This is a genomic window from Phyllobacterium sp. 1468 (assembly GCF_031455525.1).
In the GTDB taxonomy this organism is placed as follows: domain Bacteria; phylum Pseudomonadota; class Alphaproteobacteria; order Rhizobiales; family Rhizobiaceae; genus Phyllobacterium.
On the sequence record NZ_JAVDSX010000001.1, the window covers coordinates 622,031 to 634,286 of the forward strand.

Below are 12,256 nucleotides of genomic sequence, written 5' to 3' on the forward strand. Positions count from 1 at the left end.
AACGTCCCCCGACAGGATTAGGAGTGTTCACATGGCGATGTCACGTTCAATGGTCAAGGTCAATGCCAAGACGGCATCAACATCCTGCGAGGTTACAAGCGGGCCATGCAGATATTGGTGTGGCCAGCGCCGATAAAGCCAAGGCGGCTAGCCGCACCCTTGGAGAGATCAAGCATCCGGCCTCTGACGAAGGGCCCACGATCATTGATGCGCACAACGACGGTTTTGCCATTGCGCTGGTTCGTGACCTTGACTCGGGAACCGAGCGGCAAGGTGCGATGAGCGGCGGTGAGAGCGGAAGGGTTCATCCGTTCACCGGAAGCGGTTCTGGAATGAAGGGCGTACCAGGAGGCACCGCCACAGGCCGAACCGGCACTAGCGGATACAGCGCCCAACATCAGAAAAAGGATGGATGAAATAAGTACCGTGCGGATACTTGCAAAAGAGACCATGTGAAATTCACACTTTGAGGTAGCCCGCGGCACAGAACAGCCGGACTGAAGACACACGCGTAGAGATTGACCCCCGGGCAAGTAGATCGTGGCGTGAGCGAGTAGCTCCTTCTATTTTAGAGAAATGTGGCCTTGAGGTGACCCGTCCTGGCAACGTTGCCTAGATCAATCCAGAATATGCCCTAAGTTACTCAAAAAACTTGTCTTAATATGACTCAAAACGTGATTATAGATGCTTGCGTTAAAACGCAATGTGACTGCAGACGGCTCAAAATAAGGCCATAATGTGATGAACTTCAATAGAATTATTGAGCGATGACTACGAGTTGGCCGCTGCGTTTCAAAAATCGATAAACCTTTAGATGTAAAAACGCCCCGGCTTGTGAAGGCCAGGGCTTGAAAAACTCGAAATTTGATCCGGATTATGCGAGCGCGGAGGCGTCCAAAGCGTGGATGATACCGCGCAGTTCGGCAAGACCGCGCAGGCGACCAATTGCCGGATAACCGGGCGTCACGTCCTTGTTCAGATCGTCGAGCATGCGGTGCCCGTGATCAGACCGAAAAATGATACTGTTCACCTTGTCGCGCCTGCGGTCTTCAGTGAGAAGCTCGCGCAACACCGCCACCATATCTACATCCCCTTCAAGGTGAGCCGCTTCGTGGAAGCTGCGTCCGTCGCCCTCGCGGGTCGTCGCCCGCAGGTGAGCGAAGTGGATGCGAGGGGCAAAGCGCCCGGTGATCTCTGGGAGGTCATTGTCAGCCCGCACGCCAAGACTACCGGTACAGAGGCACATGCCATTTGCAGGCGAGGGTACCGCGTCGAACAGCGCCGCATAGTCTGCGCCAGTCGATGCGATACGCGGCAGGCCGAAGAGCGAACGGGGCGGATCATCAGGATGCAAGGTCAGCTTTACGCCGAGCTCGTCGGCAACCGGCGTCACGGCCTTCAGGAATTCAATCAGATGCTGACGCAGCCGATTCGCATCGATGCCGGAATAGGTTTCGAGCTTGTCGCGGAACGCCGGTATGGTCAGGGGTTCCGTGGTCGAGCCAGGGAGCGCGCTGGCGATATTGCGCGTAAGATCAGCAATTTCCTGGGCATCCATACCTTTATAGAGGTCGCTGGCAATCTCGCGGTCAGTCTTTGAGTAGTCGCGTTCGGCACCGTCTCGCTGCAGGATGTGCAAATCGAACACAGCGAACACGTTGTGGTCGAAGCGCATCGCCGTCGAGCCGGTCGGCGTGACATAGTCGAGATCGGTGCGGCACCAGTCGACCACGGGCATGAAGTTGTAGCAGATGACCTTGATGTCGTTGGCCGCGAGTGCTTCCATGCTGGCGATCCAGGCGGCAATCTCGTGCTTGGCAGCGCCACCGAGGCGCTTCACAGCATCAGGAATCGGGATGCTCTCCACGACCGACCAGGTCAGCGGCGTCCGGCCAGCCGGTGTCGACTCAATCAGTGACTTACGCTCATGCACCTGCGCCGTTGTCCATGCTTCACCAATTGGAACCTCGTGTAGCGCCGAAACGATATCGGTCGCGCCCGCCTGCCGCACATTATCGAGTGAGACACCAGCTTTTGGGCCAAACCATCGCCATGCCTGACGCATTCATTCCTCCGTCAAATTATACCGCCGACCCCCTGTCACACAAATGATCCGGGGTGGCTCTTTCTCAAGGTCTCGATATCGGGGATGACGGCATTCAGATGCTGCTTCATCGCCGCACAGGCGGCCGGCACGTCATGGGCTTCGATGGCATTGCGAATGATCTGGTGCTCGGACAGGACATGCTCCATGCGGCCCAAACCCGGCAATGTCATGCGCCGCGCCCGATCGATCTGCACCTTCACCGGCTTGAGATAATGCCAGATGCCGGGATGGCCGGAAATTCCGGCAATCGCTTCGTGGAAAGCCTCGTCGGCCTCGTGAAACGCGCTCGTGTTCTGACGATCGGCAAAGAAGCGCTGACGGGCGAGGATTTCATCGAGCCATTCGACATCCTTCGCGGTCGCGACGGCTGCCGCACGCTCCACGGTTGCTCCCTCGAGCGCCTGGCGGATCACCACGGCCTCGGGGATCAGCGCAACCGGAATACGGGCGACAAATGTTCCCGATTGCGGAAAGACATCGACAAGTCCGTCTTCAACCAGACGGATCAACGCTTCGCGCACTGGCGTGCGACTGACGCCAAAGCGTTCGGTGAGGACTTTCTCGTTGAGAGCCGTTCCCGGTGTCATCTCCATCGCTACGATGGCTGCGTGCAGCTCGCGGTAAATTGCGGTGGCAGTGGTCATCCGCCCGGCCGGTGCCCCCCGGGGTCCTGGGCTTGTCGCGCGCGCACCGCGATTGACACCTGAAGTTCGCACCTCGGGCGGCGTTGCAATGGCTAAGCCTTTGCCTGCATGGTTCTCTGCTGTCATTGCAGTGCTCCATTTCCATATTCACGGATCATCCGATCTATTGAATGATGGAATTCTATTTGAATTCATAGTCCGGGACCGGCGTTATGCGATGATATCAAACGCATTCAGTTTCGGTTGACATACTAATATATTATTATTTAGTCTTCGCCAAGATCATCGTTGCCAATGTTCACAAATGGCGCAATTGGCCATTATCGATCGAGCATCAACGGCTTGGCATCAAGGTCGGTGCAGACGCGATGGTGGTAGCAAGGACGCATAATGACACTTCATCCTGACCGACTTTTCCCGATCGAGCCCGATGCGCGAGGGATCGCCCGCCGTCTGTTCAGTGCGGTCGAGAGGTTGCCGATCATCTCGCCGCATGGTCACACCGATCCGCTCTGGTATGCGAATGACGAAGCGTTTCCAGACCCGGCGAGCCTGTTCGTCAAGCCCGATCATTATATTTTTCGCATGCTCTACTCGCAGGGTGTGCGGTTGGAAGATCTCGGCGTGCCACGTCAGGATGGAGGCCCCGTGGAGGCTGACGGCCGCAAGATATGGCGACTGTTTGCGAAGCACTTCTACCTGTTTAGGGGCACACCCTCCCGCCTATGGTTTGAGCACGCACTGGAATCGGTTTTCGGCATCGAGGAGCGGCTTGGAGAGAACAATGCAGATGCGCTTTATGATCGGATTGCAGAGCGCCTGACAGAACCGACCATGCGTCCGCGAGCGCTCTACAAACAGTTTGGCATCGAAGTCATCTCGACGACAGATGCGGCGACGGATCAACTTGCGGCGCATGATGCCATCTTGAAATCCGGTTGGGACGGCCGCGTCGTTCCCGCCTACCGGCCCGATGCCGTCGTCGATGCATCGCGTGCGGACTTTCTCACGAACGTCGAGGGTTTTGTTGGACTTGCGGGCACTAAACTCGACTATGAGGGATATCTCGAAGCGCATCGGGTGCGACGTGCCTATTTCAAGCGACGTGGTGCCACGTCCAGCGATCACGGACACCCGAACGCTCGTACCGCTGATCTTTCTGTCTCCGCGGCGTCAGCATTGTTCCAACGAGTGCTGAAAGGCGCTTCGCCTGAAGACGCCGACCTCTTCCGCGCACAGATGCTGACGGAAATGGCGCGAATGAGCATCGAGGACGGCCTGGTCATGCAAATCCATCCAGGCTCCTACCGGAATCACAATCCCGCTCTGTTCGAACGGTTTGGAGCGGACAAAGGAGCGGATATTCCGCGCCCTACCGGCTATGTCGAGGAACTGAAACCTCTGCTTGACGCGTTTGGCAACGATCCGCGGCTGACGCTTATCCTCTTCACCCTCGATGAAACCAGCTACAGTCGGGAACTTGCCCCCCTCGCGGGCCATTATCCGGCCCTGCGCCTTGGCCCAGCCTGGTGGTTTCATGATAGTCCGGAAGGGATGCGCCGCTTCCGTGAACTGACCACCGAGACTGCCGGTTTCTATAATACGGTCGGCTTTAACGATGATACGCGCGCCTATATGTCCATACCTGCACGCCATGACATGGCGCGTCGTGTCGACTGCGCATATCTGGCTCGGCTGGTTGCCGATCACAGGTTGGACGAGGACGAGGCGGTAGAAATCGCGCATGATCTTGCCTACCGCCTGGCGAAAGAAACTTACAAGCTTTGAAAAAGAAACCACAATTGCAGGCCCAGAATGACTGAAATGTTACGTCTCTCCGACACGACGCTGCACCATCTGGCGACAAACGTGAAGCAACCCGGCTACAATCGAGCCGAGGTTCGGATTGGTATCGTGCATCTCGGCATTGGTGCGTTCCACAGAGCACATCAGGCCGTCTATACGGACAGCGTACTCGCCAGTGGCGACAATCGCTGGGGCATACTCGGTGTTTCACTACGGAGCGGCGATACGAAAGAGGCAATCGGACCGCAAGACGGACTTTACACCGTTGCGTCCCGCGATGGCGGCGGCGATAGCTTCCGTGTGATCGGTAGTGTCGCAAAAGTTCTGGTCGCACCTGAAAATCCGGAACCAGTGCTCATTGCGATGGCAGATCCCGAGGTCCGGATCGTTTCCTTGACCGTGACGGAAAAGGGATACTGCTATTCGCCCGCCACCGCGTCGCTCGATGAATCTCACGCCGATATCGTCCACGACCTTGCTCATCCTCACGCCCCGCGCTCGGCCATTGGTTTTATCGTAGAAGCACTGGCCCGGCGACGCGCCAATGGTACCGCGCCTTTCACGCTGTTATCCTGCGATAACCTGCCCTCCAATGGCGAAACGCTGAAGCGGGTGGTTACACGTTTTGCCGAACTGCGCGATGCTGCTCTTGGACGGTATATTGGCGAAAATATTGCCTTTCCTTCGACCATGGTTGACCGGATTGTTCCCGCTACGACCGATGCTGATCGCGCCACGACGGCTCGGGCTACGGGACTATTCGATGCATGGCCAATCATGACCGAGCCTTTCACGCAGTGGGTGGTGGAGGACCATTTTCCTTCCGGCCGTCCGGCATGGGAGGACTTCGGCGCAACGTTCGTCGACAATGTCGATGCGTTTGAGCTGATGAAGCTCCGGCTCCTGAATGGCAGCCACTCCACCCTGGCTTACCTGGGTTATCTCGCCGGTCATGAGACAGTTGCCGACGTGATGAAAGCCGAAGGCTTCGGCGCATTCATTCAAACCATGATGGACGACGAGATCACGTCCACGCTTCCGCCGCTCCCAGGATTTGACCTGGACGCCTACAAAGCTCAGCTGCGCGAACGCTTTCGCAACCCGGCGCTGCGCCATCGCACATGGCAAATTGCCATGGACGGCTCGCAGAAACTACCGCAACGCTTGTTGAATACGATCCGGAAGCGTTTGGAACAGAAGAAGCCCTTCGACTATCTCGCTCTCGGTGTCGCCGGCTGGATGCGTTACGCTACGGGAGTGGACGAAAAAGGCCAACCGATCGACGTGCGCGATCCGCTCGTCGGCCAATTCAAGCAGCGGACGACAGGGAAAACAAAGGCCAGCGACCTAGTGGACGCATTTCTTGGCCTGGAGGAGATTTTTGGTGCGGATCTTCCGAAAAGCCAACAATTTCGCGAAACGGTAGCGCATAAGTTGGAGAGCCTCCAGAAACACGGTGCTGCAGCATCGGTGCTGGTCTAAGGCGAAAGGCCTTGCTATATGCATCTGATAGATTAATATATTAAATGTAAAATTGCCGGATGGGAGCCCGGAGCCTGAACAGGCGCGTCAATATCACCAGGGAGGAAATCATGATCCGCATAACACGCAGACAAGCCATAGGCGGCCTGGCGGCAGTCGCCACGCTGCCGGCAACGCGTCTGTTCGCCCAGACAAAGCTGTCGCTGCCGACGTCGCCCGTGGCCCTGAATATCGCCGACGTAGCGGGTAATCTGGCGCTGACGCAGACAGCCATTGAGAATTATGCCAAGGCCAAGCCGGAACTTGTATCGAAAATCACCTTCACCAAGGCCCCGGCGCCGGAACTTCCGGGGAAGATCAAAGCTCAGCAGGCGGCAAACAGACTGGATATAGATCTCATTCTGACAGGTACCGATGCACTTTCTGCAGGTATCGCCCAGGACCTGTGGGTCAAGCTTTTGCCGGATCACTCCGCCTCGCTGCCCGATCTAGCGGCCATTTATCTTGAACCTGCCCATCGCATGCTGGCTCTCGGTAAAGACGTCGGCGTGGTGGTGACCTATTACCCGTCCGGACCGCTGCTGGAATATATGCCCGACCGCGTCAAGAAGGTGCCAACCACTGCGGAAGAGCTGCTGGCTTGGGCCAAAGAAAACCCCAATAAATTTCTTTACGCGCGCCCGGCGAATTCCGGGCCCGGCCGTACTTTCCTGATGGGCCTGCCTTACCTCCTCGGCGACACTGATCCGCGTGATCCGGTAAAAGGCTGGGACAAGACCTGGGCCTACCTCAAGGAACTGCATAAATACATAGAATACTACCCGACTGGCACTGGTGCATTGATGAAGGAACTGGGCGAAGGCACGCGTGATATGACTGTCTCGACGACAGGCTGGGACATCAATCCACGTGTGCTCGGCGTGGTTCCGAAGGAAGCTGCAGTCGCGACTCTCAAGGGCTTTCATTGGGTCGCCGATGCTCATTACATGTGCGTTCCGAAAGGTATTGCGGACGACAAGCTTGCGGTTCTTCTCGATATGATGAGCTTCCTGCTGACACCGGAACAACAGGCCTTCACCTATGATCAGGGCTATTTCTATCCGGGTCCGGCGGTGAAGGATGTGCCGATCACCATGGCTCCGCAAGAAAGCCAGGATGCGATCGCAGAGTTTGGCCGAAAGGAATATGCAGATTGGATTGCCAACAATCCTGTCGAAATTCCGCTGGAGCCATCGTCCATGGTCGTAGCATTCCGCCGCTGGGATGAAGAAGTCGCGGGCAAGAAGTCCTGAAATTACCGATCATCGCATCATCCGGAAGCTATCCGGATGATGTCCGTTTATAAGGGTACCCGATGCTGCTTGCGTCATCGCCATTCAGTGAGATCCGCCTTGACCGGATGAGCCGCGCTTTTGGATCGCACAATGCGTTGAAAGACGTATCGCTATCGATCCGCAAGGGTGAATTCATCGCATTGCTCGGGCCGTCCGGTTGCGGCAAGTCGACGGCGCTCAACTGCATTGCCGGACTGTTATCAACGACGGGTGGGGGCATTTTCATCGATGACAAGCGCATCGATACACTGAAGCCGGAGGATCGCGGCTTCGGCATGGTCTTCCAGAATTATGCGCTATTTCCCCACATGACAGTGCGCCAAAATATCGGATTCGGCCTCAAGATGCGCGGGGTTGCCAAGGCGGAGATGGAAAAGCGTGTTGAAGAGGCTCTGAATCTGGTCCGCCTGCAGGGACAGGGCCATAAATTGCCGGGGCAATTGTCGGGTGGCCAGCAGCAGCGCGTTGCGATTGCACGGGCGATTGTTATTGAGCCACCGCTGGTATTGATGGACGAGCCGCTATCCAACCTTGATGCCAAGTTGCGCCTCGAGATGCGCGCGGAAATTCGCCGCATCCACAACCAGCTCGGCGCCACCACTGTCTACGTCACCCATGATCAGGACGAGGCCTTGTCGTTGGCTGATCGCGTTGTGGTGCTGCGCGATGGTGAAATTCGTCAGGTGGGCGCGCCAAGCGATCTTTACGAACGACCCGACCACTTGGACGTCGCCGAATTCATGGGCTACCGCAACCGCCTGACCGGCAAGGTCGTCGGCACGGATGGTGACCGCACCAGCGTCGCCGTTGGCAAAGCCATGTTGACGGGGACTGCACGCAATAATTTGAAAGTTGGCGATAGCGCCGTTTTAGCGGCGCGGGCCGATGACGTCATTGCCGGCGAGAAGTCTGACAAAACGGTAGAGGCTGTCGTCGAGACCATCGAATATCGCGGGCGTGAATTCGTTGGAACAGCGCGCACGGCGGAAGGTCTGGAGCTTGTCTTTCATGCGCCACAGACGGCCTTGCTTGGCAGTTCGATCTGGCTCTCCATAGATCCGGCGCGAGCGCTGGCTTTTGCGGCGTAACGGCAAATGGCGAGTGTCACATCAACCTCCCTCGATAACCGCATGTCGCTGCGGCAGCGGCTGGCGCTGCGCGGCATCGATGGCGTCACCCTTCTTGTCCTGCCAGCGGTACTCTTTCTCCTGGCCGTGTTCATTTACCCCTTTATCTACGGGTTGATTTTGTCATTCACACCGGCAGAGGGAGGGGCTTTTGCCAACTATGGCAAGTTCTTCTCCGATCCGTTTCTCTATGACACCATCCTGACCACGCTGTGGCTGGCTGTGCCGGTGACGATTATCAGCATAGCCATCGCGCTACCGGTGGCTTTCCGTGTGCGGCTGATGAAGCATCAAAGGCTTCTAACGACCATTCTGGTCTTGCCGGTGACGCTCGGCACAGTGCTCGTTGCCGAGGGCCTTTTGAATTACCTTGGGCCACAGGGCTGGTTCAGCCGGACATTGATGCTTCTCGGCGCAATCGATCGGCCACTCAAATTGACCAACAATTATTGGGGCGTTTTCGCTTCCCTGATCATCACCGGCTTTCCGTTCACGTTTCTGCTTACCTTGTCCTATGTCTCGGGCATTGATCCGGCGCTGGAGCAGGCTGCAGCCACGCACGGGGCCAGGAGCTGGCAGCGCTTCCGTTATGTCATGCTGCCCTTGCTGATCCCCGGTCTTGCCATCGCCTTCTGTCTGTCGTTCGTGCAGGCCTTCGCTGTGTTCCCTTCGGCCATCCTGCTTGGTGCGCCAGCGGGACCCACGCGCGTCATCTCCATTGCCGCCTATCAGGCGGCCTTCGAGCAGTATGACTATTCTATGGCTTCAGCCATCGCCATGATTATGGCAGTGGTCCAACTGCTCATCGTCGTAGCGATCCTCGGTATCCGCAACATGTTTTATCGCGGCTCGACCGCGGGCGGAAAGGGCTGACAATGATCCGCGACACAACCATCGGGGCTAAAATCTGGATCACTGCTGTCTGGGCAGTCGTCGTCTTTTTTATCATCAACCTAGTGGCGATGATCGCCACCGTCATCATTTCTTCGTTCGGCACACGCTGGCTTGGTACATGGCTACCCGCTGGCTGGACAACGAAGTGGTACTTCACTGCGTGGTCGGAATTCCAGCTGAGTGACGTGCTCATTGTCACCTTTCAGATTGTCTTCACCGTCGTTGCTTTGTCTGGCCTCCTCGGTGTGACCGCTGCCTATGCGCTGGCACGCCGCGATTTTCCCGGCAAGAAACTGGTCATGCTGCTCTTCTTGTTACCGTTACTGGTGCCGCCGATCACCTTCGGCATTCCGCTCGCCACGGTGCTGTATCAGGCGGGCGTCGGCGGCACCTTTTGGGGCGTTGTTCTTGCCAATCTGGTACCGACGGTTCCCTTCGTGATCCTCGTCATGATCCCGTTTATCGAGCAGATCGATCCGAAGATAGAGGCGGCGGCGCGCGTGTTCGGCGCCGGAACATTCCAGCTCTTCAGACATGTGCTACTGCCCATGTTGCTGCCCGGAATTCTGGCGGCCTTGCTGCTGGTTCTGGTGCGCACCGTGGCGATGTTCGAGCTGACATTCCTTACGGCGGGCCCGACCAGCCAAACGCTCGTCGTGGCGCTCTACTATTCGGTCTTTGCTTCAGGCGTCCGTGCAGTGCAATCCATTGATGCGATGGCTGTGGTCTATATGGTCACGACGCTGGTCTGGTTGTTGATCGCGCTGCGTTTTGTCAATCCGACGCAGATCGTGGCTCGTGCCAAACAGCAGCAGACCACGGCATAGAGCACTACATCGTGGCGCCGATCTGCCAGGGCACGAATTCTGCGTCGCCATAGCCGAGTTCTTCGGATTTGCTGCGCTGGCCTGAGGCGATCTTGAGAATATGCTCGAAAATCTCTTTGCCCTTGTCCTCGATAGACACGCCGTCGAGCACATCGCCGCAATTGATGTCCATGTCCTCGATCATCTGGGTATACATCGGCGTATTGGTGGCAAGCTTGATCGATGGTGTCGGCTTGCAGCCATAGGCCGAGCCGCGCCCTGTAGTGAAGGCGAGGATGTTGGCACCGCCGGCGACCTGTCCCGTTGCGGAAACTGGATCATAGCCGGGCGTGTCCATGAAAACGAGACCATGCGCCGTGACAGGCTCGGCATAGCCATAAACAGCTTCAAGCGGTGTCGTGCCGGATTTGGCCACAGCCCCGAGGGACTTTTCCAGAATCGTGGTCAGGCCGCCAGCCTTGTTTCCAGGTGAGGGATTATTGTTCATTTCCATCTTGTTGCGGGCCGTATAATCCTCCCACCAGGCGATGATCGATTGCAGGCGCTCGACAGCTTCCGGGTTGGAAGCGCGCTCGATGAGCAGATGCTCGGCTCCGTAAATCTCCGGTGTTTCCGAAAGGATCGCAGTGCCGCCCTGCTGCACCAGAAGGTCGACGGCAGCACCGAGAGCTGGGTTGGCGGTGATGCCGGAATAGCCGTCGGAACCGCCACACTGCAAAGCAAGCATAAGTTCTGATGCCGGAATGGTCTCCCGCTTCACATTGGCGGCGACCGGCAGCATGTCGCGAACGGCAGCAATGCCCGCTTCCATGGTCTTGCGCGTGCCACCGACTTCCTGGATCGTCAGGCTGCGGAACGTATCACTTTCGACAATATTATAGGCTTCTTTCCAGCGGCCGATCTGGAAACCTTCGCAGCCCAGACCAACCATCAGCACAGCGGCAATGTTCGGATTGGACGCATAGCCCCACTGGGTACGCTTCAGGACTTCGTAACCTTCGCCTTTGACGTCGAGCGCACAGCCGCCGCCATGGACCAGCGGAATAATGCCGTCGATCATCGGGTATTCGTCAAGCAGACCGGATTTTTGCACGGCCTCCGCGATGAAGCGCGCGACGGAAGCAGAACAGTTCACCGAGGTTAGTACGCCGATATAATTGCGCGTCCCGGCACGGCCATTGGCCCGACGGAAACCTTCGAACGTTGCGCGCTGCTCTTTTGGCAAAATGCCATTTGCACGAACCAAGTGCGTTGCATCCGGTTCGCGAACAAAATCACTATAGTCGAGATTGTGTTCATGCACCCATTCGCCAGCTTCGATCCTCTTGGAAGCGGAGCCGATGATCTGGCCAAATTTGCGCACAGGTTCACCGGCGGCAATCATGCGAGAAGCCAGCTTGTGCCCGCGTGGAACACGGCTTGCCACGGTTACCGCCTCGATGTGCTGACCAACCTGAAATGTATCAACGGCAACAATCACATTGTCGCTCGCGTGAAGACGCAAATGTCGCGGTGCGTTAAGGGTATCCACGAAAATCTCCATTGACCAATTGATATATTAATTGCTCCGGCAAACCTTTGCAATGTGTCAAGATGAAACAGCCGAGACCTATCGATCGCGGCGTCTACAACATATGCGTGTGTGCTCTAGCCGGCGGGGGTACGGCCGCTTCCCATACTGCAACCAAACAATCATCAATAAACCCTAAGTTGCATATTTAAACTAACTCGTTGAAATAATTAGATTTTGTGGTGAATTTTTAAACTTTCACTTGACGGAATGTCAGTGTGCAAATATAGCGAATTGCATAGCTTGCCTTGTTTTCGCCCGTTTTGATTCTGCCGATTTCGAAAAACTACTACAATTATAAGTTGCGTTTTGATCACGACTGAATTTTTGAAAGACAGGTATTTCGTTGAAAACATATTGCGCGCGCATAATCCGATTTTGCATGTCGGCTATCCTAGGCTGTTTGACTAATGGGGTTTTGCTGGCCGGATTGGCCTTCACCGGATTGACGTTTGCAGCGCCGCC

The 12,256-nt window shown here is 56.6% G+C and carries 10 protein-coding genes; 6 read left to right on the forward strand and 4 right to left on the reverse strand.

The window, feature by feature from the left end:
* Positions 1-92: 92 nt before the first annotated feature.
* The 3 genes from J2X72_RS03065 to J2X72_RS03075 all read right to left on the reverse strand — a co-directional run bounded on the left by J2X72_RS03065 (position 93) and on the right by J2X72_RS03075 (position 2,877).
* Entirely contained in the window at positions 93-398 is a 306-nt protein-coding gene (locus tag J2X72_RS03065; protein WP_183661873.1) for a septal ring lytic transglycosylase RlpA family protein, read from the reverse strand.
* 476 nt (positions 399-874) lie between these two features.
* Entirely contained in the window at positions 875-2,065 is a 1,191-nt protein-coding gene (uxuA, locus tag J2X72_RS03070) for a mannonate dehydratase (protein WP_310068305.1), read from the reverse strand.
* Positions 2,066-2,100: 35 nt separating this feature from the next.
* The gene (locus J2X72_RS03075; RefSeq protein ID WP_310068307.1) at positions 2,101-2,877 is read right to left on the reverse strand and encodes a GntR family transcriptional regulator; all 777 of its coding nucleotides are present in this window, start codon (positions 2,875-2,877) and stop codon (positions 2,101-2,103) included.
* Positions 2,878-3,141: 264 nt separating this feature from the next.
* Between J2X72_RS03075 and uxaC the strand changes: the two genes are divergently transcribed.
* From uxaC to J2X72_RS03105, 6 genes are all read left to right on the forward strand, one after another.
* Entirely contained in the window at positions 3,142-4,539 is a 1,398-nt protein-coding gene (gene uxaC, locus J2X72_RS03080; protein WP_310068308.1) for a glucuronate isomerase, read from the forward strand.
* Positions 4,540-4,566: 27 nt separating this feature from the next.
* The gene (locus J2X72_RS03085) at positions 4,567-6,039 is read left to right on the forward strand and encodes a mannitol dehydrogenase family protein (protein WP_310068311.1); all 1,473 of its coding nucleotides are present in this window, start codon (positions 4,567-4,569) and stop codon (positions 6,037-6,039) included.
* 113 nt (positions 6,040-6,152) lie between these two features.
* Positions 6,153-7,331, forward strand: coding sequence for an extracellular solute-binding protein (locus J2X72_RS03090; protein ID WP_310069286.1), 1,179 nt, complete (start codon positions 6,153-6,155; stop codon positions 7,329-7,331).
* 62 nt (positions 7,332-7,393) lie between these two features.
* Entirely contained in the window at positions 7,394-8,461 is a 1,068-nt protein-coding gene (locus tag J2X72_RS03095; protein WP_310068314.1) for an ABC transporter ATP-binding protein, read from the forward strand.
* 6 nt (positions 8,462-8,467) lie between these two features.
* Complete coding sequence (locus tag J2X72_RS03100) at positions 8,468-9,373, forward strand: ABC transporter permease (RefSeq protein WP_209998774.1); 906 nt, start codon at positions 8,468-8,470, stop codon at positions 9,371-9,373.
* Positions 9,374-9,375: 2 nt separating this feature from the next.
* Positions 9,376-10,221 carry an ABC transporter permease gene (locus J2X72_RS03105; protein ID WP_224507623.1) on the forward strand — a complete coding sequence of 282 codons (846 nt, stop codon included), beginning with the start codon at positions 9,376-9,378 and terminating at the stop codon, positions 10,219-10,221.
* Positions 10,222-10,225: 4 nt separating this feature from the next.
* On the opposite strand, the gene J2X72_RS03110 is transcribed toward J2X72_RS03105, so the two are convergent.
* Positions 10,226-11,764: a UxaA family hydrolase gene (locus J2X72_RS03110; protein ID WP_405044633.1), complete on the reverse strand. Its 1,539-nt coding sequence runs from the start codon at positions 11,762-11,764 to the stop codon at positions 10,226-10,228.
* Positions 11,765-12,256: the final 492 nt, after the last annotated feature.